The organism is Collinsella sp. OM08-14AT (genome assembly GCF_003438115.1).
Classification (GTDB): Bacteria; Actinomycetota; Coriobacteriia; order Coriobacteriales; family Coriobacteriaceae; genus Collinsella.
In genome coordinates this window covers 43,658-63,973 of record NZ_QSTE01000014.1, presented here as the reverse complement: position 1 = coordinate 63,973, position 20,316 = coordinate 43,658, and the positions used below count along the sequence as shown (strand labels likewise).

The 20,316-nt window shown below is 57.4% G+C and carries 22 protein-coding genes and 1 pseudogene; 9 read left to right on the top strand and 14 right to left on the bottom strand.

The genetic code is table 11. The features are described from left to right. The 3 genes and pseudogenes from DXC18_RS08300 to DXC18_RS08290 form a co-directional block, all read right to left on the bottom strand. Positions 1 to 318 (bottom strand): annotated as a pseudogene (locus DXC18_RS08300) (hypothetical protein); the annotation flags it as partial. Continuing rightward, positions 318 to 1,088 (bottom strand): hypothetical protein, encoded by a 771-nt coding sequence (locus tag DXC18_RS08295; protein WP_117716874.1) that lies wholly within the window; start codon positions 1,086 to 1,088, stop codon positions 318 to 320. The gene DXC18_RS08295 and the pseudogene DXC18_RS08300, both read right to left, overlap by 1 nt. Further along, positions 1,085 to 1,813 (bottom strand): lantibiotic protection ABC transporter ATP-binding protein, encoded by a 729-nt coding sequence (locus DXC18_RS08290; RefSeq protein WP_055250122.1) that lies wholly within the window; start codon positions 1,811 to 1,813, stop codon positions 1,085 to 1,087. Before DXC18_RS08290 ends, DXC18_RS08295 begins: the two co-directional genes overlap by 4 nt. A gap of 396 nt (positions 1,814 to 2,209) precedes the next feature. Between DXC18_RS08290 and DXC18_RS08285 the strand changes: the two genes are divergently transcribed. The 6 genes from DXC18_RS08285 to DXC18_RS08260 all read left to right on the top strand — a co-directional run bounded on the left by DXC18_RS08285 (position 2,210) and on the right by DXC18_RS08260 (position 7,066). Beyond that, positions 2,210 to 2,914: a CDP-alcohol phosphatidyltransferase family protein gene (locus DXC18_RS08285; RefSeq protein WP_089573364.1), complete on the top strand. Its 705-nt coding sequence runs from the start codon at positions 2,210 to 2,212 to the stop codon at positions 2,912 to 2,914. Between the two features lie 66 nt (positions 2,915 to 2,980). Then, positions 2,981 to 3,415 (top strand): FHA domain-containing protein, encoded by a 435-nt coding sequence (locus DXC18_RS08280; RefSeq protein WP_199409668.1) that lies wholly within the window; start codon positions 2,981 to 2,983, stop codon positions 3,413 to 3,415. 3 nt (positions 3,416 to 3,418) lie between these two features. After that, positions 3,419 to 4,303, top strand: coding sequence for a MerR family transcriptional regulator (locus tag DXC18_RS08275; protein WP_117716873.1), 885 nt, complete (start codon positions 3,419 to 3,421; stop codon positions 4,301 to 4,303). Positions 4,304 to 4,324: 21 nt separating this feature from the next. Further along, positions 4,325 to 4,870 (top strand): adenine phosphoribosyltransferase, encoded by a 546-nt coding sequence (locus DXC18_RS08270; protein WP_117583180.1) that lies wholly within the window; start codon positions 4,325 to 4,327, stop codon positions 4,868 to 4,870. 32 nt (positions 4,871 to 4,902) lie between these two features. Then, positions 4,903 to 6,021, top strand: a complete 1,119-nt coding sequence (locus DXC18_RS08265) for an NlpC/P60 family protein (RefSeq protein ID WP_117583181.1) — start codon at positions 4,903 to 4,905, stop codon at positions 6,019 to 6,021. Between the two features lie 178 nt (positions 6,022 to 6,199). After that, entirely contained in the window at positions 6,200 to 7,066 is an 867-nt protein-coding gene (locus DXC18_RS08260; protein WP_117583182.1) for a DegV family protein, read from the top strand. Between the two features lie 72 nt (positions 7,067 to 7,138). Here the strand turns inward: DXC18_RS08260 and DXC18_RS08255 are convergent, their stop codons facing one another. Further along, positions 7,139 to 7,750 (bottom strand): DUF1836 domain-containing protein, encoded by a 612-nt coding sequence (locus tag DXC18_RS08255; RefSeq protein ID WP_187361898.1) that lies wholly within the window; start codon positions 7,748 to 7,750, stop codon positions 7,139 to 7,141. Positions 7,751 to 7,904: 154 nt separating this feature from the next. Next, positions 7,905 to 8,843: an NAD(P)/FAD-dependent oxidoreductase gene (locus DXC18_RS08250; protein ID WP_199408846.1), complete on the bottom strand. Its 939-nt coding sequence runs from the start codon at positions 8,841 to 8,843 to the stop codon at positions 7,905 to 7,907. Between the two features lie 118 nt (positions 8,844 to 8,961). On the opposite strand from DXC18_RS08250, the gene DXC18_RS08245 reads away from it, so the two are divergent. Beyond that, entirely contained in the window at positions 8,962 to 10,263 is a 1,302-nt protein-coding gene (locus DXC18_RS08245) for a glycosyltransferase (RefSeq protein WP_117583184.1), read from the top strand. Between the two features lie 393 nt (positions 10,264 to 10,656). Here the strand turns inward: DXC18_RS08245 and dut are convergent, their stop codons facing one another. The 3 genes from dut to DXC18_RS08230 are packed head-to-tail and all read right to left on the bottom strand — an operon-like array spanning position 10,657 to position 12,049. Further along, complete coding sequence (gene dut, locus DXC18_RS08240; RefSeq protein ID WP_117583185.1) at positions 10,657 to 11,100, bottom strand: dUTP diphosphatase; 444 nt, start codon at positions 11,098 to 11,100, stop codon at positions 10,657 to 10,659. 4 nt (positions 11,101 to 11,104) lie between these two features. Beyond that, on the bottom strand, positions 11,105 to 11,548 hold the full coding sequence (nrdR, locus tag DXC18_RS08235; RefSeq protein ID WP_022093781.1) for a transcriptional regulator NrdR: 444 nt from the start codon (positions 11,546 to 11,548) through the stop codon (positions 11,105 to 11,107). Between the two features lie 51 nt (positions 11,549 to 11,599). Beyond that, positions 11,600 to 12,049 carry a LysM peptidoglycan-binding domain-containing protein gene (locus DXC18_RS08230; RefSeq protein WP_158551612.1) on the bottom strand — a complete coding sequence of 150 codons (450 nt, stop codon included), beginning with the start codon at positions 12,047 to 12,049 and terminating at the stop codon, positions 11,600 to 11,602. 142 nt (positions 12,050 to 12,191) lie between these two features. Here DXC18_RS08230 and lexA point away from each other — a divergent pair, with 142 nt between their 5' ends. Together lexA and DXC18_RS08220 are read left to right on the top strand one after the other, a co-directional pair. Next, a complete protein-coding gene (lexA, locus tag DXC18_RS08225) occupies positions 12,192 to 12,857 on the top strand; it encodes a transcriptional repressor LexA (protein ID WP_006235988.1) in 666 nt (221 codons plus the stop codon). A gap of 53 nt (positions 12,858 to 12,910) precedes the next feature. Continuing rightward, entirely contained in the window at positions 12,911 to 13,561 is a 651-nt protein-coding gene (locus DXC18_RS08220; protein ID WP_233503784.1) for a heparan-alpha-glucosaminide N-acetyltransferase, read from the top strand. Here the strand turns inward: DXC18_RS08220 and hflX are convergent. From hflX to rny, 6 genes are all read right to left on the bottom strand, one after another. After that, entirely contained in the window at positions 13,546 to 14,835 is a 1,290-nt protein-coding gene (gene hflX, locus DXC18_RS08215) for a GTPase HflX (RefSeq protein WP_117583188.1), read from the bottom strand. The genes DXC18_RS08220 and hflX overlap by 16 nt on opposite strands. Beyond that, entirely contained in the window at positions 14,835 to 15,773 is a 939-nt protein-coding gene (gene miaA / locus DXC18_RS08210; RefSeq protein ID WP_117583189.1) for a tRNA (adenosine(37)-N6)-dimethylallyltransferase MiaA, read from the bottom strand. Before miaA ends, hflX begins: the two co-directional genes overlap by 1 nt. Then, complete coding sequence (miaB, locus tag DXC18_RS08205) at positions 15,773 to 17,143, bottom strand: tRNA (N6-isopentenyl adenosine(37)-C2)-methylthiotransferase MiaB (RefSeq protein WP_117583190.1); 1,371 nt, start codon at positions 17,141 to 17,143, stop codon at positions 15,773 to 15,775. Before miaB ends, miaA begins: the two co-directional genes overlap by 1 nt. 45 nt (positions 17,144 to 17,188) lie before the next feature. After that, positions 17,189 to 17,506, bottom strand: a complete 318-nt coding sequence (locus DXC18_RS08200; RefSeq protein ID WP_117716872.1) for a stage V sporulation protein S — start codon at positions 17,504 to 17,506, stop codon at positions 17,189 to 17,191. Positions 17,507 to 17,580: 74 nt separating this feature from the next. Further along, positions 17,581 to 18,666: an ATP-binding protein gene (locus DXC18_RS08195; protein ID WP_117583191.1), complete on the bottom strand. Its 1,086-nt coding sequence runs from the start codon at positions 18,664 to 18,666 to the stop codon at positions 17,581 to 17,583. A gap of 1 nt (position 18,667) precedes the next feature. Then, positions 18,668 to 20,218 (bottom strand): ribonuclease Y, encoded by a 1,551-nt coding sequence (rny, locus tag DXC18_RS08190; protein WP_117716871.1) that lies wholly within the window; start codon positions 20,216 to 20,218, stop codon positions 18,668 to 18,670. Between the last annotated feature and the right edge of the window lie 98 nt (positions 20,219 to 20,316).

Below are 20,316 nucleotides of genomic sequence, written 5' to 3'. Positions count from 1 at the left end.
GACGGCGCGCCCTCGCGAGGGGACCGCCGTGAGGTTGGTGAGGCGCCCGGCAGCGCGCTCCTCGTCCACGGCGAGCCCGCAGACGATGGCGGACATGAGCGGCATGAGGGCGCCGAGGAACTGGGCGTAGGCGTCCGCGCCCAGCGCCGGGTCCCATCGGGTTACGGAGAAGTACTCGCCGCAGGCAAGACCGGCCGCCAGGCCGCAGGCGAGGTGCACCGCCGCGAGCGGGGAGCGCGCCAGGCGCAGGGCCTCGGAGAGCAGGGCCCGCGGGAGAGTCATGCGCGGCGTCGGGTCGGAGAGTCGTGTCATGGCCATCACCTCTCCTCGGAGCGCGCGAACCAGGCCGCGCCCGCCGCCGTGAGCGCGGCGAACGCGAGCGCGCAGACCGCAAGGCCCGCCAGCGTGAGCATGCCGTCCGCCATGAGCGCCCCGCCGAGCGCCATGTCCGCCGCGAGCGGCTCGCCGCTCGGCAGCACGGGGATGAAGCTCGTGGGGATGACCATGTTCGCCGACGGCGGAAAGAGCTGCGGCAGCGGCACCAACGACCAGGCGAACCCACCTACGAGTTGCGCGGCGAGCGGGCAGAAGATGCCCGCGAGCATGCCGAGCCGCGCCGTGAGGAAGAGCCCTGCGGGGATCATCCACGCCGCGGTCACCGTGTTGGCGAGCGCGCAGAGGAGCATCGTGAGCGTGCCCGCGGCCGTGAGACCCTGCGAGGAGAACGCCGATCCCGCGAGGTAGATGCCGAAGACCACGAGGTTCGAGAGCGTGCAAAGAGCGAGGCACCAGAGCGCCTTAGCCCACCAGGCTCGCCCGAGCGGGAAGCCCAGGCCCAGAAGCCCCCGCATCCGCGTGCGAGCGTCCGCCCGCGCGACGCACGCCACCACGAGCGAGAGAGACACGGGCAGGAAGAGCGCGTACCAGTAGTTCCACGCGCTAAAGATCTGCACGCCCCGGTAGGGCATCGCGCCGAGCAGCGGCATCGGCAGCGCCATGAGCACGGCCAGGCGAACCGGTGCCGCGTGGCGCGACTTCAGGGCCTCGGCGCGCAGGCCCGCGAGCAGGCCGCCTTTCTCACCCGTCATGCCGCCACCTCCCCGCGCGCTCGTCGCCCTTCCCGGCAGAAGCTCATGAAGAGTTCCTCGAGGTCCTGTCCGGGACGAAGCGCATCCTCGTAGGCGAGGCGCCCCCCGCAGATGATGCCGATGGTGTCCGCCATCTGCTGCACCTCGGAGAGGATGTGGCTCGAGACGATCACCGTCGTACCCGCCGCCGCGAAGCCGCGGATCTGGTCGCGCAGCTCCTCGATGCCGATGGGGTCGAGGCCGTTGGTGGGCTCGTCGAGCACGAGCAGGCGTGGCCGGGCGATCAGCGCCAGTGCGAGCCCCAGGCGCTGCCGCATGCCCATCGAGAAGCGCCCGGCGCGCTTCTTCCCGGTGTCCGCGAGGTCCACGGCGGCGAGCACCTCATCTATGCGGCTCTCGGGAAGGCCCAGCAGCGTGGTGCGCACGCGCAGGTTCTCTCGCGCGGTGAGGTTGGGGTAGAGCGGCGCCTCCTCGATGAGGCTGCCGATTGCGTAGAGGTCCTCGCGGCGCCAGGCGTGCCCGGCAAAGAGGATCTCCCCGGCCGTCGGCCGCAGCATCCCGCAGATCATCTTGAGCGTTGTCGACTTGCCGGCGCCGTTGGGACCGAGCAGCCCGTACACCTCGCCCTCGCGGATATGAAGGCTCACATCGGCCACGGCGTCCTGCGCCTGGTCGCCGCGGCCGAAGCGCTTGGTGAGCCCACGCGTCTCGAGCATGTAACCCATGGGTTTATCCTTTCTCTTCCGGGAGCGCGGGCCGAGTCACCGTGCCCGCGCGCCTTACCTTTCGGGTTCACCATCCATGGTGGGGCGCGTTTCTAACGAAGCCGTAACGGCCGTTGGGCTCTTTTGGCGCCAACCCTTCTCGACCCGCACATCATGATTAATTTGCTTAAGGCAACAACTTTCCCGATCGATGTAATCACCGAATCAAAACGTGTACATCAGCCATCAAAGATGCCGAAAAATGTCATATTTGGAGGCTGATGTACACAAATGCAGAATCCCGCACAACCCAGTAGCATCCTCCATATGTCTGGACTCTCTATGCATACGCTGGATAGACATCGCCGGAACGGGTATAGTATCGAAAGTTTTGTCGTTAACCAGCGGGGGAGTCCTGTGGGCATCAAAAAGAAGATCAAAAAGGAGCTTATCGGCACTTCCGATTACCCGTCGAATAAGATCTTTACGATCTCCAATTTCATCACCTTTACGCGCCTGATCCTCACCCTGGTATTTCTGTACCTGTTTGTGACGGATAACAACCGCGTCATCGCCATCGTTATCTACGCCGTTGCCGCCTCTACCGACTGGATGGACGGTCAGATCGCCCGCATGACCAAGACGGTCTCGTGGCTCGGCAAGGTCATGGATCCCATCTGCGACCGTGCGCTGCTGTTCACCGGCGTACTTGGGCTGGTGGTTCGCGGAGAGTTGCCAATCTGGGTCTGCGTGCTCATTATTGGCCGCGACATCTATCTGGGCATCGGCACGCTTATCGTGCGTCATTATCACCGTCGCCCCATCGATGTCGTCTTTCCCGGAAAGATTGCCACTGCACTGCTCATGACCGGCTTCTCGCTCATGCTGCTCGGGTTCCCCGTTATTGACGGCCTGCATCTTTTACCTTCAACCCTTACGGCCTTCCCGGGCCTCAACGGAAGCTCGGTGCCCCTCGGCATCTTCTTTGTGTACGGCGGCGTGATCTTCTCCATGCTCACGGCTGTCATCTATTCCATTAAGGGCGGAGTGGCCATTAAACAGGCTCTCGCGCATCCCGAGGACGAGGACATCGACTTTCTGAACCCTGAAATCGAAGACTGATTCGTTGGGGTATGATTACGTACGGTTCATTATTTGCGGCACGTCCGCGATAAGTTAGGGGTTGTCATGGACAACATGGTTAACAATATGCCTCAGAATGATAAGGCTGCTGACGCTACCTGCGTATTCCGCGTGCCTTCAAGCGACGTCACCGTTCCCGACCTCATGGCCAACGTGCGCATCACCGCACCCGTTCTGTCCATCGTCAAGGGTCCGCAGACTGGTGCCGCCTTTGAGCTCGAGGACAACGTGACCACCATCGGCCGCGATCCTGCGAACGGCATCTTCCTCAATGACATGACCGTTTCGCGTAGCCACGCGCGCATTATTCGCGAGGGCCTCGGCGCTCGCATTGAGGACCTGGGCTCGCTCAATGGCACCTGGGTCGACGGCGCCATTGTCAACGCGGCCCCGCTGCACGATGGTTCTTCCGTCCAGATCGGTACGTTTACGCTCATCTACCACGAGAGCACGCCGGAGCGCATCGAAACCGGTGAGTAGGGCATGGCCGAACGCAACTATCTGAGTATCGGCCAAGTCGTCAACCTTCTTCGAGGCGCATACCCCGATCTTTCGAACTCAAAAATTAGATTTCTAGAAGATGAGGGGCTCATTACCCCTCATCGTACGCCTAAGGGATACCGTCAGTACTCTAAGGAGGACGTTGATCGCCTGGAGGTCATTCTGCACTTGCAGAAGACCCGCTACATGCCGCTCAACGTGATTAAGCAGCGCTTGGAAAACGCCACGGACCTGTCAACGCTCGCCTACGAGGTGGGCTTGCTGTCCGATGTTCCGCTCAAGACGGAGCCCAAGGAGACTAAGCAAAAGCTGCATCCCATCGAGACCATTCCCGATATGCTGGGCGTCGAGATTTCGTTTATCCGCTCGCTCGCCGAGAACGACCTCATTCGCATCATCAAGAGTCCGCAGAATCGTGAGCTCGTCGATGGTCGCGATTTTCCAATCATCCGCTACTGCTCCGAGCTGTCACGCTTCCATATCGAGCCCCGCAACCTGCGTCAGTACGTGTCTTCCGCCAACCGCGAGTCCTCGATGTTTGAGCAGGTGCTCGTGAGCATGCTCGGCATGGATACCTCCGATGACGAGCGCGACGCCAAGCTCGAGCGTGCGTTTAAGAAGCTTCACGACCTGACCGAGGGTGTGCACACCGCGCTCCTTAAGAACCGTGTCTTTGAGTCGCTCAACGCCGTGGTCGAGGATGCCGATATCGATGCTCTCGATGAGGAGATCGCGCGTTCCGAATCCACCAAGGCCAAAAGCGATGGGGCAAGCGTCCCCGCGGTTGCCGCGCACGAGGAGTCGCTCGTGCAGCCGTCCAAGGTCTTCGTCCCCTCGCATAGCTCGTCTGCTAACACGGGTAAATAACCGCCGTCCACCCGGCAATCCATGAAAGGTCACGCCATGTACGACTTCGAATCTCATATCGTCGATATCCCCGACTATCCCGAGCCCGGAGTCGTCTTTAAGGACATCACGCCGCTCTTTGGCAATCCCGAGGCCCTGAAGGCCATGGTGGATGCCCTGGCCGAGCATTTTGCCGACATGGGCATTACCAAGGTCGTAGGACCCGAGGCCCGCGGCTTTATGGTCGGCGTTCCCGTGGCCGTCGCCCTGGGTGCCGGCTTTGTTCCCGCACGTAAGCCGGGTAAACTGCCGCGCAAGACGGTCAGCGAGAGCTACGAGCTCGAGTATGGAACGGATTCTATCGAGATTCACGCCGATGCTATCAGCTCTAAAGATACCGTGTTGATTCTGGACGACTTGGTCGCGACGGGCGGAACCGTCGAGGCAACAGGTAAACTGGTGCGAGATATGGGCGCGAAGCTTGTGGGTTACGGTTGTATCCTTGAGCTTGCGTTTCTCAACCCGCGCAAGAAGCTCACGCCTTCTAACGAGGACATTGAGCTCTTTAGCCTGGTAACGGTGGACTAGCCGCTACCCTTAGATACCGGAAAGGAAGCTCCATGCGCACAGCAAACACGCACAGAAACATGGCACGCTGCGCTGCTACGGCAACCCTCGCTTGTGTTTTGGGCCTGGGCCTCGTGGCTCCGGCCTACGCCGATACCGCATCCGACCTTGCCGCTGCTCGTACCAAGCTCGAGCAGATCGGCACGCAAACCCAGCAAATTCATGAAGAACTCTCCGCACAGACGCAGGAGCTTGATCAGACTGCAGGCGAGATCACGCAAAAGCAGCAAGAGATCGCCGAAGGCCAGGCCAAGCTCTCTAACTACGTTGCCGGTGAGTACAAGACCGGCGGTCTGAGCCTGCTTCAGGTTTTGACGGGCGTCGACGATCTGGGCGACATGCTCAACCGTCTCTTCTACTACGGCAAGGTGTCCGACAAGCAGGCCCAGACCATTCAGGATGTCAAGGACCTTAAGCAGCAGCTCACCGATAAGCAGACCGAGCAGGAGAAGAACGTAGCCGCGACGCAGAAGAAGGTCGACGAGCTCAATGCCCAGCAGGCTGAGGCCCAGAGCGTCGTGAACTCCCTGGATTCTCAGCTGCAAGCCGAGCTTGCCGCCGAGGCCGAGGCCAACGCCGCGCTGCAGGCTGGCATAAATGCCAGTACTGCCGAAAAGGCCACGGTGAGCAACGACACCGCCGTTACGACCGAGAACACCAACAATGGTGGCGGAACGACCAACAACGGCGGCAACACGCCCGCGCCCGCTCCGGCTCCTGCTCCCACGCCGCAGCCCGTGACGCCCGCTCCGACTCCGACGCCTTCCGCACCGAGCCAGTCCGTTGACGGCGGTACCGTTGTTTCGCGCGCCTACAGCAAGCTCGGATACGCTTATTCCTGGGGCGGCATTGGACCGAACAGCTTTGACTGCTCCGGTTTTGTAAGCTATTGCCTCACGGGCCGCTACTGCCGCCTGGGCACCACCGGCACCTTCATGGGTTGGACCCGTGTGTCCGATCCGCAACCCGGCGATGTTGTGGTTAACTCCTACCATACCGGCATCTATATCGGTAATGGTCAGATGATCCATGCTTCCGACTACAAAACCGGCGTTATCATCAGCTCCGTTGCAGCCGGTATGAACAACAACTACATCTTCGTACGCTACTAATTTATTACTACAGCGAACGAACGTGGGCCTCGCGATCTTGAGTCACGAGGCCCATTCTTTTTGCGCCTACCGTTTGCCTTATGAACAGAACGGCTATCTAGTATTCAAAACTAGATAGCCGTTCAATTTATGAGAAAGACGGCTATAATTGTTGAGGAACAATTAGAAAGGACCCTCAATGAGCTGGGCACTTATCTCCGATTCGAGCTGCAATCTTCGCGATTGGCAACCGACTGCACCCCGTACCACCTTTGCATTCGCACCCCTCAAAATTCGAGTGGGGGAGCGTGAATTCATCGATGACCTTTCGCTCGATGTTCATGAGCTCAACTGCGCTGTTCAGGCGGAGACGAACGCTTCTTCGAGCGCTTGTCCCAGCGTAGGGGAGTGGGCCGAGCTCTTCAAATTGGCAGACAAGACCATCTGCATGCCAATCTCTGAGGGCGTGTCGGGCAGCTACAACGCAGCAGCCACGGCTCGCGATATGGTTCTTGCCGAGGAACCGGACCGCAATATTCATCTTGTCAATTCGCGCGCAGCTGGCGGCAAAATGGACCTCATTTTCTTGCTGTTCGACCGCTATCTTGCAAGCAATCCGGATGTCTCATTCGAGGACGCTTGCGCATACTTCGATAGCCTTGAGCAGAACAGCAAAATCCTCTTCAGCTTGTGCAATTACGAAAACCTGGCCAAAGCCGGACGTATCCCTAAGGCAGCCGGCGTCATTGCCAACAAGCTCAATATCCGCATTTTGGGCACGGCGAGCGAAGCGGGCAAAATTGAACTCGTTGGGCACACCCGCGGCGAAAAGAAGATGCTCACCAAGATTGTCGACACCATGGAGGCCGAAGGCTTTACCGGCGGCGAGGTCGTTATCGACCATGTCGAGAATGAGGCGGGCGCTCAGGCGCTTGCCAGCCGCATTGCGGAGCATTGGCCCGGCTCCAAGACGATTATCATGCCCTGTAACGGGCTAGATTCATACTATGCCGAGATGCACGGCCTCATTATCGGCTACGGTATGGGCGTGGCGTCGGGCCGATAATATCCAACTAGACAAACGTACGGGCGGGATAAGGAGCCATTGGCTCTTTATCCCGCCCGTCTTATACCTCGGTTAGCTATTAAACCCATTGAACTTGAGATAGCTCATCAGATACGCCTTCGAAACGAAGGACGATACCGCACTGCGCACGAGCAGCGATTCGCGCGTAACCTGATGTGCGGTATCGGGCACGGGAGTCTGCTCAACAGAAAACGCCGCACGAATCGATGCCTCGAGCTGATCGACAACATAATCGAAAGCCGTCGGAGCGTCGTAGCTCAAGCGCTGAATATTAAAGAGCGCCTGAACCGCTGCGATGGGCAGCACCTGCTTAAAGATACAAATGGCGATGAGACGCGCAATCTGCTCACGGCCATACTGCTTTTTAACGGGAGCAGGAACGAGGCCGACCTTCACATAGTTATTGATCATCGACGGCGTTATAACGGGCTGCTCTACGCAAATGGAAAGCGGCTCCATCCACAGTGCAACATACTCAATGACCTGATCGCGATAGAGCGTTACGTTGGGCAGCTGGTCATAGCGTGGCAGGCTCAACGCGTTGAGTTTACCCACCATATCGGACTGAATAAATGCATCCGGCAGAACCGTCGGCTGAATATCCTCAGGCTTAATGCTGACCGACGTATCGGACATCGGGATAACATGTTTAGCGTGGTTCATAAGAGGCCTCCGTTCGTTTTCTATATTGTATTCTAGGTTATCTAGTTTTGCATACCACATAGTCGCCAAGTAAAAGTGGTTGGACAGCACATTGATGCACCGTCCAACCACTTTGTGTAAAGATAGCAACCTTACATAAGATATATTATCGTACTTATCCGCGTAGGAAAGCGTATGAGCTGGTTGCCGCTATGGCTCCGTCCGAAACGGCGGTCACAACCTGGCGTAAACGCTTGGAACGGATATCGCCGGCTGCGAATAAGCCGGGCGTACGGGTAGCCATCGAATCGTCGGTGACAATGCCGCCGTCGGGAGCCAGATCGACGAGATGCTCAACCAGCTCGGTATGCGGCTGCGTCCCCGTAAAGACAAAGATGCCAAATGAGCCAGGTTCAAAGGACTCAGTGTGCATTTCACCAGTCGCATTGTCCTTGAACGTAATGGTTGTGGGCATCGCTTCACCAGAAAGCTTAACAATACTAGTTTGGTACCTAACTGAAATGTTGTCCTTTGCAAGCACCTTATTCACAACGCCCTCGGGTGCACGGAACTGATCGCGACGCAGCACGATGGTCACGCTGCTGGCAATGTCGGAAAGGAACAGCGCCTCCTCGCATGCTGAATTGCCGCCTCCGATAACAAAGACCTGCTTGCCGCGGAAGAACATACCGTCACATGTTGCGCAATACGAAACGCCACGACCGCGATACGTGTCCTCGCCAACAAAACCCGCAGGACGCGGTGTGGCGCCCATGCACGCAATGACGCTCTTGGCCGTTGTGTCACCCATATCATGATGGATGGTAAATTGAGCCGCATCGGCATCGTAGTCGACGCCTGTTACCATACTCCATTCAACCTGAGCCCCCAGGCCTTCAGCATGCTGTTGAAACCGCTCACCAAGTTCGGCACCGCTCAGCAGCGGAATGCCAGGATAATTCTCAATCTCGTTGCTCGTGGCAATCTGTCCGCCGGACATGCCCTGCTCAAGAACGGTTGTCGTAAGATTGGCGCGCGCCGCATAAATGGCGGCAGCATAACCCGCGGGACCGCCGCCGATAATCGCAACATCGATTGTCTGATCGGTAATCATGAAGAGTCCTCTCGTCGAAACGTTGTCGTTCTTTGCGCTCATACCCAAATTTACGTGAACGTGACACTCATGCACTACAATGATAAATCCGTGTTACAACGTCGAAGGGGAGTTATCGATGGATCAGACGCAGACGAGCGACGACGCTCCCCTGCTCACGCTTAGCACTCCCCAATCGGAGCAAACCACGCTCCTGGATCAGCAAAAACCTCTCGTGACCATCGTGCACGCCTCGGTTGGCTCGGGCCACAAGGCCGCCGCAAATGCGATTGCGCAGGCATTCGACCTCATCCGCGGCACCAATGGTATCCCCGAGGATGTTGAGATTGAAGTGCTCGATATCCTTGATTTTGGACGTATTAAATTCGACGGCAATAAGACCGCGGCTTCTTTTACGGGAGCCACGCGCCCCATTTACGACCTGACCTGGCGATATACGCTTACGGGACATCTGCTCTGGGGTGGTGGCACGGCATGGTCGAGAATTATGTTCCCCGCCTTCAACGATTATATTCGTAGCCGCAGGCCCATAGCCGTGGTCGCAACGCACATCACAGCAGCCAATGTTGCCGTGGGCGCCCGCGTAATTACGGGTATCGATTATCCGGTCATCTGCGTACCGACCGACTACGAAGTCGAGGGATGGTGGCCCCACAAGGACACCGATTTATTCTGTGTTGCCAACGAATTTATGGCCGAAACGCTGCGTCCGCGCAAGGTGCTCGAGACAAAGATTCGCATTACCGGCATTCCTATTCGCGCCGGATTCGACACGGATTACGATCGCGAGGAAGAGCTAGCTAAGTTCAACCTCCCCACCGACAAGACCGTCGTGCTGGTAATGGCCGGTGCCAGCTTGCCTCAACCGTACGTTCGCTTTCGCGCGGAGATGGACCGCACCCTCCCCTTCCTACGCAGCTTCGAAGACATGCACTTTGTCTTTTTGCCGGGCAAAGACACCGAATATGCCACCCGCCTCAAAACGCTCTTCGACGCCATGAAGCTCGAAAACGTCACGGTTCTGGACTATGTCGATGATATGGCAGCGCTTATGCACGGCTGCGACCTGGCAATTCTCAAATCGGGCGGACTCACCGTCACCGAATGCCTGTGCGCACACCTGCCGATGATCCTGCTGGGCAAGTCCTATGGCCAGGAAAAGGCCAACACCACCATGCTCACCGGCATGGGCGCCAGCATGCATGTCACCACCGCACGAGAGCTCATCGTTACCCTACGTCACTTGCACGATCATCCCGAATCACTCAAAGCCCTACTCATCAACGGCGAAGTACTACGCCGCCCCCACGCAGCCGAAGACATAGCCATCGCCGCCATGGAGCTCGTAGGCAAACCCCAAAAGCGCAAACGAGCCTTCTGCCGCTTCTACTGGGGCGAAAAACCTGCGCATATCAGGTAGCGTCTTAATGTCCGCTTACCTGCGGGAGGCCCCTATATATCATCCCATGCTCAAACATTCTCGCTTCGCTGCGAAACTGCGCGTGGGACGATATATAGGGGCCTCCCGCAGGTAAGCTGCGTTTACGTACTAGCAGCTATACCAGATTCCCCTCCAGTAGAATCTGCAAAGGGGAACCAGAAAATATAAATACAGTAAGTCGATGCGACAAAGGAGGCGTCCCTTTATCGCATCGACTTACTAGAAAAGTAAATATTGTTTCAAGCGAGTAACCGCCCGCCTGCCTCTCACACATATCGTTCCACGCGCAGTTTCGCAGCGAGCGAAGCGACGCGAGAATGTTTGAGCATGGAATGATATAGGTAAGCCCCGGGCGGGAGGGATACGAGCGCCCTAGGCGATGCCGCTGGAGCCGAAGCCTCCTTTGCCTCGGTCGGTTTCGTCTAGTTCTTCTACTTCTATAAGGTTGACCGTGGGGACTTCTTGGATGACGAGTTGGGCTATGCGGTCGCCTTTATTGATTTGAATGTTAATGGAGGGATTCAGATTGATGAGGATAACCTTGAGTTCTCCTCGGTAGTGGGCGTCGATGAGGCCCGGCGTATTGACTATAGACAGGCCCTGCTTGATGGCCAAGCCGCTGCGGGGCTGGACGAAGCCGGCGTAGCCATCGGGCAGGGCGATGGCCAGCCCCGTAGAGACCAGACGGCGTTCGAAGGGCTTCAGGACGCAGTCCTCGTTGGAGCGCAAATCCAAGCCGGCATCAGTGGGATGGGCGTATTTGGGAAGCTCGACGGTGGGATCGAGACGCTTTATGTTGACGGTAATGTTGGACATGGAATCACCTTAGCTTGTCGAGCTCTTGCAGAAACTCATCGACGTCTTTGAAATCGCGGTAGACCGAGGCAAAGCGGATGTACGCAACCTTGTCGATCTTGGCCAAGCGCTTGAGCACCATGTCACCCAACTCATGGGACGTGACGGCCGTCAGCGTGCGAGAGCGCAGCTCGACCTCGATGTCATCGATAATCTCATTGAGCTTCTTAGTGTCGATATCGCGCTTGATGGTGGCTCGCATCAAGCCGACGAGCAGCTTATTGCGATCGAACCGCTGCTTGGTTCCGTCTGACTTAATGACCTCGATAGGGTCCTCGCATCGCTCGAACGTTGTAAAGCGGTAGTTACACGAGCAACATTCGCGGCGACGCTTAATGGTGTTATTTGACTCCTGCATACGGGAATCAACGACGCGGGTATGTGCCTTGCCGCATTTGGGACAGCGCATGGTACCTCCTCTTAAACGATAACAAGGGTACCATGCGCAGCGCGATAATGATTACGAACGATCAGGAACCTTAAGATGCGCACCGGCGGCGAGCGAACCATGCTCCAGATGATTGACGCTACGGATCATGTCGGAAGTCTCTTGCGTGGAAAGGCCTTCGATTGGATATTCCTCGGCAAGCGACCAAAGAGAATCGCCAGGCTGAACGCGAATGGTCTCGTAGGTAATGTTGGAAACGGACTCGGCATACGCGGCGTGACGAGCGCTAAAGACCGACATAGCGAGGACAAAGAAGAGCGTAAGCGCAACGGCGACGGCGACAATCGTCGGAACCTTCGGGGCAACGCGGGCCGGCGCGACTACAGCCTGCTGATTGCGCGCAGGCTTTACGGTCAAAGGCTGAAAGCCGGAGCGGCCACCCTGAACAACCGTAAAAGTGGGTTCTGCAGGCGTCTCGAGCTTAAGGGCGAGGTTTCCCTGGACCATATTCGTTACGTTCATCATGTTCTCCTCTCGCGTGTTTTGCTGAGAACAGTTTTATCAAGCCGCGCGGACAAAAATGTCTAGCGCGAGAACGAATGTTCGGTTATTATTATCTTCGAACAGTTGTTCCTGTCAAGCAAAATTCGAACATTTGTTTGACATGGGTAGAGAGGATGCCCTGATGGCTCGCAAAATTACCAAGCGTCAGCAGCAAATTTACGACTTCATCAAGGAATATCAGCAGGAGAAGGGTTATCCGCCCAGCGTGCGCGAGATGGCTTCTGCCGTGGGCCTTTCCTCCCCCAGCACCGTGCACGCCCATCTCTCTGCCCTGGAGGCGCGCGGGCTACTCAAGCGCGATGCCACCAAACCGCGCGCCCTGGAACTCTTTAACGAGGATGGTTCCTCTGTCTCAATTTCTAAATCTGACGAGCCCACCGCACCTCGCGGAACGGTCTCGCTACCGCTCGTTGGTCGCGTCGCGGCTGGGATTCCCATTCTGGCCGAGCAGAATATCGAAGACACGTTTACTATCCCGACCGAAATCGCCACTGATCAGGGTTCCTTTATCCTTGAGGTGCATGGGAGCTCAATGATCAATGTCGGCATCTTCAATGGCGATTACATCATCGTCCGTGAACAAAAGAGTGCCATGAACGGCGAAATTGTCGTGGCCATGATTGATGGTTCGGCGACCGTCAAGACGTTCTACAAGGAGCAGGGGCGTGTGCGCTTGCAGCCCGAGAACGACACCATGGAACCTATTTATGCAACGAATCCCGTTATCCTGGGCAAAGTCGTCGGCTTGATGCGCCGGTTCTCGTAATGCAAAAACGCATAACCATATTTGATACCGTCCGCGGGTTTACGATGATTTCTATGGCAGGTTTTCACGCTTGCTATGATCTCGCCTACCTGTACGGCTGGGATATACCCTGGTTTACCCAGTCAGTCTTTCAAGACATCTGGCGCGCCAGCATCAGCTGGGTATTTTTGTTTATCGCCGGTTGGATGTGCACCCTTTCGCGCAACAATATCAAACGTGCCGCCAAATACGCCTTAGCAGCACTCGTTGTCTGGTTGGCAACAACACTTGTCTCAGTCGACGATTCGGTTAATTTTGGCATCATCTACTGCATGGCCGCATGCACCGGCATCGTAGCGTTGACCGATCCCGTCCTTAAGAAGATAGCGGCGAGATGGGGCATGCCCCTATGCCTTATGTTGTTCGCAATCACCTGGAGCATCCCCAAAACGATCTACCCTGTCCCCTACCTAGCGTGGCTGGGATTTCCGAGCCCTGGGTTTATCTCAGGTGATTACTACCCCATCATCCCGTTTATCTTTATGTATCTTGCAGGATACTTCGCCGCACACATAGCGCAGGGAATCGATAAGACCGTCCCTAGCTGGGCCTACGCCAACCCCCTGCCGGCGCTCGCCAGCCTTGGACGTCACGCTCTCCCCTTTTATCTGCTGCATCAGCCCATCATTCTGGGCATTTTGGAGCTCGTCTACTCGGTGCGATAACGCTCGAGCCGCGGTGCAATACGAGCCGGCAACTTCGCCACAATGCGAACGCCGTCCTCGAGATATTCCTCATGCAGAAGGGTTCCCTGCTCATGCACCAGCGTGATGAGAGCGCCCTCACGATACGGGATATCAGCGGAGAGCAATACATCGGTGGCAGCTGCCTCGCGAGCAATCCGGTCGACGAGATCGTCGAGGCCCTCGCCCGTTTGGGCCGAGAACAGAACGGCCTCCGGATAGCGACGACGGAAACTCAATCGATCGACGCTATCGAGAAGATCGATTTTATTGAATACGGTCAGCGTTAAACGCTCTCCGGCGCCGATCTCATCAAGCACGCGGTCGACAGCCTCCAGCTGCCGCTCATAGTCCTCGTCAGACGCATCTACGACTTTGAGAATTAGATCGGCACCCAAAACCTCGGACAGCGTCGATTTAAAGGCATCGACCAGACCATGGGGCAGCTTTTGAATAAAGCCGACGGTATCGGTAATCGTCATGCCGCGACCGCCGGGCAGACGATACGAACGCGTCGTCGGGTCGAGCGTAGCAAACAGCTTGTCCTGCGAAAGTACCGTAGAGCCGGTCAGACGATTGAGTAACGTCGATTTACCGGCATTGGTATAACCGGCTAACGCGACGCGAAACGCCGGTGACTCAATGCGACTCTTGGATTGGACATCGCGACGCTGTTCAACCTGCTTGAGCTCACGACGAAGCGCAGTGATCTTATTACGAATGAGGCGACGGTCGACCTCGAGCTGACTTTCGCCCTGACCAAAACGTGAGCCGATGCCGCCGCGCGTCTGCTCCTTGGCGAGATGGCTCCACATGCCACGCAGGCGAGGCAACAAATATTGAAGCTGTGCCAGCTGTACCTGCAGGCGTCCCTCACGCGTCTGAGCATGCAGGCCAAAGATATCCAGGATCAGTGCTGTACGATCGATAATCTTTACCGGCTCGCCCACGGCTTTCTCCAAATAGGATTGCTGCGAGGGGGTCAGGTCGTCGTCAAAAATAACGACATCGGCATCCATGCGATGCACCAGGCCGCACAGCTCTTCAACCTTACCGGAACCGATAAACGATTTAGGATACGGCTTTACCAAACGCTGCGACAAGCGTGCCACGCACCGGGCACCAGCTGTGTGAGCAAGACGCTCCAGCTCATCAAGCGAGCGATCGAGCGGCCATGCATTGTCGCGCCACTCAACACCAACTAAAATGGCACGCTCGGGCTCGGGTGCCGTGGGAACAAGGGGGAAACGGGCCATTAGGCAGCCTCAATACGATGCAGGATATCCTCAACGACCTCATCGATCGTACATTCATCCATATCAAACCACACGATACGGTCATCGCGCTTAAACCACGAAAGCTGACGCTTGGCATAACGACGCGAACGCATCTTAATGAGTTCGCGGGCCTCATCCATGCTCATCACGCCATTGAAAGCATCAATGATCTCTTTATAGCCAATTGCCTGCATCGACGTCAGGGCATCTCCCAGACCCTGGGCCATAAGACCGCGGACCTCATCGACAAGACCCTGCTCAAACATCAGATCGACGCGCAGATTAATGCGCTCGTAGAGCACCTCGCGATTACGCGTCAGACCAAACCATAGGGCATGATAATGCTCGCGCGGAACACTAAACTGACTTTTTTGTTGTGCATAGGAGATACCATCATCATGCATCTCGAGCGCACGAATCACACGGCGCACGTTATGGGGATGAATAACAGCAGCCGATTCTGGATCGCGCTCGGCAAGCAGGGCATGCAGTTCTTCCTCGCCAATACGCTCGGCAAGCTCCTGATAGCCCGCACGGCGATCGTCCTCAAGTTCACCCGAGGGAAAGTCCATCTCATCAAGGGCAGCCTTGAGATACAGCCCCGTACCTCCGCAAAAAACCGGCAGGCAACCCGAACCAAGGAGACGTTCAACATGCGCGCGAGCGTCAGCCTGATAAAGCGCAGCAGAATATGCTACACCCGGCTCTACAATGTCGACGAGACGCAGCGGCGCCGTACACTCATCGGGCGCCATCTTTGCGGTACCGATGTCCATGCCGCGATAGATTTGCATCGCATCGCACGACAGCACTTCGGACGAAAGACGAGCTGCCAAACGGTCGGCAACATCACTCTTACCAACCGCTGTCGGACCGACGATCGCAACGGCGGAAAGGCCTGCCCCGGGAGAAACCATTAGCGCGGCTCGCCCACAACGGAACCGGACAAATACCAGGTCTTGGCAACGTCAACGTTAACATCAACGATCTTGCCAACAAGCTGATCGATGCTGTAACCCTCGGGGATAGGCGCATGCACGGTCTGATTCTTGGGACTCTTGCCCAGCAGGACCGCATCGTTCTTTTTACTCGTTCCCTCAATGAGCGCGGGAACCACAGTATGAAGCTCACCCTGGTTATACTCGTGTGCCGTGGTCTCGATAACCTTAACCAGGCGATTGAAACGCTCGAGAATAACCTCATGCGGCGTAGGATCGTCAATCTCGGCGGCCGGGGTACCGGCGCGCTTGGAATAGATGAAGGTATAGGCCTGAGCATAGCGGACCGTCTCGGCAAGTGAGAGCGTCTGCTCAAAGTCTTCTTCAGTCTCGCCCGGGAAGCCAACGATAATGTCGGTCGAGAGCGCGATATCGGGCATGCGGTTGCGAATGCGATCGACCAGGCCCAGATAGTCCTCGCGTGTATAACGGCGATTCATCTCTTTGAGGATCCGCGTCGAACCTGACTGGACGGCCAGGTGCAGTTGCGGCATTACGGCAGGTGTCTCGGCCATGGCGTCGATGGTCTCGGGCAGCAGGTCCTTAGGATGCGAAGACGTAAAGAAGATGCGCTCCACGCCCGTATCGCCCACGGCACGCAGCAAATCGGCAAAACGCGGCTTGCCAAACAGATCGCGACCATATGAGTTAACGTTTTGGCCCAGCAGCGTAATCTCACGCACGCCCTGGCGCACCAGACCGGTCACCTCGTCGACAATCTCCTCGAAGGGGCGGCTCTTTTCGCGACCGCGTACGTACGGCACGATGCAATAGGTGCAGAAATTATTGCAGCCTGTCATGATGGGCACCCAGGCGTGATACTGGGTCTCGCGATGCCACGGCATGCTCATGGCGTCCGTATCCTCATGCTCATTGGTGCGGATATGACGCTTACCATCAAGGAACGCCTCGGCAATGAGCTCGGCCACATGTGCAATGGAATGCGTGCCAAAGATGACATTGACGTTATCGACGTTGGTGAGCAGGCCCTCGCCATCGCGCTGCGCGATGCAACCGCCAACGGCAACCACGCGCTTGCCCGAAGGCGAAGGCGGCAGGCTTTTGCAGGAATTGCACTGACCGTACAGGCGAGTATCGGCGGCCTCGCGCACGCAGCACGTCATGAAGACAACGATATCGGCATGCGCGGGATCGAACGCCATGAGGCAGCCATACGAATCAAGCAGACCGCTCACACGCTCGGAGTCGTGCTGATTCATCTGGCAGCCAAAGGTGCGGATAAAGTAGGTTTTACCGGCAAGAATATCGCGTACGGAACGCTGGTCCATGTGCATAAGTCCTAACGATGGGGAGCGAAACAAGGCAAGCAGAAGCTATGCCACAGGCTTAACATCATCCATGACGACGTTATCCATAGCAGCTAGATTGATCTGGTGAACGTAGATAGAAAGGCGGATGGCCGTGCGCGACTCCCCGTTAATGAGGATGTCGGAGAACACGGGCGCGCAGGAAATATCAAAACCGGTTGGAATCAAAAAACCGCGCGCGATAGCAACGGCCTTAATAGCCTGGTTGACGGCACCGGCGCCGACACACTGGATGTTGACGGGTACACCATCCTTGACCATGCCGGCGATGGCGCCGGCAACGGACGCGGGCGATGATTTGCTTGATACCTTCAGGCAATCCATGAAGAAACTCCTGCATTTAAAAGTACGTTTTAACTGCAATAACTGTATCGTACCGAGTGGACTCGGTAAAGGCACTATTCCTCTTTGGCAAGATCAAAGGTCACGGTGATTCGATCACGCGAAACACGGATCTTTGGGTCGCCGCAAAGGTTGAGATAGTACCGGGTGGCAAGGTCATTAAAGTCGCGTTCCACAGCGCGCGAAAACTGTGCCATGTCATCCTTGGCAATACGTAGCCCGCGACGATCCTTCGCGAGATCGACAGGAGCCGGCGCATGCGAGGACGAATCACGCTCGCGCAGCAGACGCGCGGTCACACCGCGAACGGGCTTAATCTGCCCTGCCAAAATGCGATGGGCCGTGCGCTCGGACATCTCAAGACCCAAACCCGAACAAATACGGATAAAGTCCTCGGCATCAGAAGCAAGGCCTAAACGATCGACAACCGGAAGCTCGCTCTCGTCATCAATGAACAGGAGACGAGACGTATCGAGCCGACTTGACGCTTGAGCATAAAGGGTCGCGGCAATCTCAGACGGAGAACCGAGATAGACATCGCAACCACGCAACTCCTCGAGCGCAAACTCACAAGCAGCGCGAATAATATTATGTGGACCGCGAGCGCAGACATAACGTCCGTCCTCATCCTTGACGGCCTGGGGCCAGCTGGACTGATCGGCACGCTCACTGAGGCGGTCGGCCGCAACGCTCACCTTGAAGGCTGAACCAAGATCGACGCCGGACGTGACCACACGGGCCTCGTCGGTGTTCTGCTTGATCGAAAACAATGCCATGCCACGACCGTGAACGCCCCAACGGTCCATCTTCATGCTCTCGAGCTTGGAGGTAACGCGGGCATCAAAGATTCGCTCTTGCATATCCTGCGGAACGCCAGAACCGTTATCCAGAAAGACAAGCGTGCGGACGCCATCTTCCTTGGTCGTGGCGAGATAGACCTTGTCGGCGCCGGCATCGCGAGCATTACGGAGCATTTCGATGACGATGTCCTCGACATGCTGAATGTCGTGCTTAGCCTGGCGCCGCTCGGCCTCCGAAACGCGGAGGCGGACATACCCCTCGCCAAGGTTCTCCTCGACGCGAAGGTTGCCCTCCCCCGACATCGACGCGATAAATGAGATGAGCTCGTTCGCGTCGCTCATGTTATTTAGCGATATCGACAGCGCGGCTCTCGCGAATCACGACGACGCGCACCTGACCTGGATACTCCATCTCTTCCTCGATCTGATGGGCGATATCGTGAGCCAGGACCGTGGACTGGGCATCGGAGATCTTGTCCGGCTGGACCATGACGTGGACCTCGCGACCGGCCTGCATGGCATAGGTACGTTCGACGCCGTCATGGGAGTTGGCGATCTCCTCGAGCTTCTCAAGACGCTTGATGTAGTTCTCGGCAGACTCGCGACGGGCACCGGGGCGAGAGGCAGAGACAGCATCGGCGGCCTGCACCAGGACATCGAGCACCGTGTTGGGGTCGACATCGGCATGGTGAGCCTCAATAGCGTGGACGATAACGGGCTTCTCGCCATAACGGCGGGCAAGCTCGGCGCCGATGACGGCATGCGGGCCCTCGACGTCGTGGTCGATTGCCTTGCCCAGGTCATGAAGCAGGCCGGCACGCTTGGCGGTCACAACGTCCAGGCCAAGCTCGGAAGCCATCACGCCGCACAGATCAGAGACCTCGAGGGAATGCTGAAGCACGTTCTGACCAAACGAGGTACGGTAGCGCAGGGCACCAAGGGTCTTGACGATCTCGGGGTGCAGATCGTGGATGCCGGTATCGAAGGCAGCCTGCTCGCCAGCCTCGCGCACGCGCTGCTGAACCAGGTCGGCAGCCTTGTGATACATCTCCTCGATACGGGCAGGGTGAATGCGGCCGTCGGCGATGAGGTTCTCGAGGGCGACACGGGCGGTCTCACGACGGACCGGGTCGAAGCTCGAAAGAACGACGGTCTCGGGCGTGTCGTCGATCACGAGGTTGACGCCGGAAACCTGCTCGAAGGTCCGGATGTTGCGACCCTCGCGACCGATGATACGGCCCTTGAGGTCATCAGAGGGAATGTGCACGGAGGTAACGGTGACCTCGGCAGTGTGATCGGCAGCGCAGCGCTGAATCGCCAGAGACAGAATCTCCTGGGCGGTCTTGTGGCACTCGGTGCGAACCTGCTGCTCGGACTCGCGAATGATCGTGGCGGCCTCGTGGGTGACCTCGCCGCGAACCTTATCGAGGAGCTCCTTGTGGGCGTCCTCGCGGGTAAGGTCGGCGATACGCTCGAGCTCGGAGGTCTGCTTTGCGCAGAGCTCCTCGAGCTCACGGGAGCGCTTCTCGACCTGACCGGCCTGGCTGGACAGCTGATGCTCGCGCTTGTCGAGAGCGTCGTTGCGGCGATCGAGGGATTCCTCGCGCTGCATCACGCGGTTCTCGAGCGTACGAATCTCGTTCTTACGCTGCTTGTCCTCGGCCTCAGCGGCCTGCTTGTTCTTGATGATCTCCTCTTTAGCCTCGAGCAGAGCCTCTTTTTTGAGGGTCTCGGCCCGACGCTTAGCATCACCGATCAGGGACTCAGCCTGTGCGTGTGCCGACTGGATTTTTTCGTCGGCCTCGTGAAGACTACCCTGCTTGGCGGTGCGCATGTAGGCAATGGCGGCGATGGCACCCAAAATGATGCCAACGAGCGCTGCGATGATAGGCATGCTCACTCCTTTTTATGGATTCGTTACACAACAAAGCGAACCGTCCTTACGAACGGCTCGCGACATTTGAGTAATATGGGCGCAGCTTATGCGGGTCG

Bases quoted from the DNA above. Each gene is read 5' to 3' on its own strand.
- DXC18_RS08295 (WP_117716874.1), bottom strand. From the start codon at position 1,088: ATGACGGGTGAGAAAGGCGGCCTGCTCGCGGGCCTGCGCGCCGAGGCC.
- DXC18_RS08290 (WP_055250122.1), bottom strand. From the start codon at position 1,813: ATGGGTTACATGCTCGAGACGCGTGGGCTCACCAAGCGCTTCGGCCGC.
- DXC18_RS08280 (WP_199409668.1), top strand. From the start codon at position 2,981: ATGGACAACATGGTTAACAATATGCCTCAGAATGATAAGGCTGCTGAC.
- DXC18_RS08275 (WP_117716873.1), top strand. From the start codon at position 3,419: ATGGCCGAACGCAACTATCTGAGTATCGGCCAAGTCGTCAACCTTCTT.
- DXC18_RS08270 (WP_117583180.1), top strand. From the start codon at position 4,325: ATGAAAGGTCACGCCATGTACGACTTCGAATCTCATATCGTCGATATC.
- DXC18_RS08265 (WP_117583181.1), top strand. From the start codon at position 4,903: ATGCGCACAGCAAACACGCACAGAAACATGGCACGCTGCGCTGCTACG.
- DXC18_RS08260 (WP_117583182.1), top strand. From the start codon at position 6,200: ATGAGCTGGGCACTTATCTCCGATTCGAGCTGCAATCTTCGCGATTGG.
- DXC18_RS08255 (WP_187361898.1), bottom strand. From the start codon at position 7,750: ATGAACCACGCTAAACATGTTATCCCGATGTCCGATACGTCGGTCAGC.
- DXC18_RS08250 (WP_199408846.1), bottom strand. From the start codon at position 8,843: ATGATTACCGATCAGACAATCGATGTTGCGATTATCGGCGGCGGTCCC.
- DXC18_RS08245 (WP_117583184.1), top strand. From the start codon at position 8,962: ATGGATCAGACGCAGACGAGCGACGACGCTCCCCTGCTCACGCTTAGC.
- dut (WP_117583185.1), bottom strand. From the start codon at position 11,100: ATGTCCAACATTACCGTCAACATAAAGCGTCTCGATCCCACCGTCGAG.
- nrdR (WP_022093781.1), bottom strand. From the start codon at position 11,548: ATGCGCTGTCCCAAATGCGGCAAGGCACATACCCGCGTCGTTGATTCC.
- DXC18_RS08230 (WP_158551612.1), bottom strand. From the start codon at position 12,049: ATGAACGTAACGAATATGGTCCAGGGAAACCTCGCCCTTAAGCTCGAG.
- lexA (WP_006235988.1), top strand. From the start codon at position 12,192: ATGGGTAGAGAGGATGCCCTGATGGCTCGCAAAATTACCAAGCGTCAG.
- DXC18_RS08220 (WP_233503784.1), top strand. From the start codon at position 12,911: ATGGCAGGTTTTCACGCTTGCTATGATCTCGCCTACCTGTACGGCTGG.
- hflX (WP_117583188.1), bottom strand. From the start codon at position 14,835: ATGGCCCGTTTCCCCCTTGTTCCCACGGCACCCGAGCCCGAGCGTGCC.
- miaA (WP_117583189.1), bottom strand. From the start codon at position 15,773: ATGGTTTCTCCCGGGGCAGGCCTTTCCGCCGTTGCGATCGTCGGTCCG.
- miaB (WP_117583190.1), bottom strand. From the start codon at position 17,143: ATGGACCAGCGTTCCGTACGCGATATTCTTGCCGGTAAAACCTACTTT.
- DXC18_RS08200 (WP_117716872.1), bottom strand. From the start codon at position 17,506: ATGGATTGCCTGAAGGTATCAAGCAAATCATCGCCCGCGTCCGTTGCC.
- DXC18_RS08195 (WP_117583191.1), bottom strand. From the start codon at position 18,666: ATGAGCGACGCGAACGAGCTCATCTCATTTATCGCGTCGATGTCGGGG.
- rny (WP_117716871.1), bottom strand. From the start codon at position 20,218: ATGCCTATCATCGCAGCGCTCGTTGGCATCATTTTGGGTGCCATCGCC.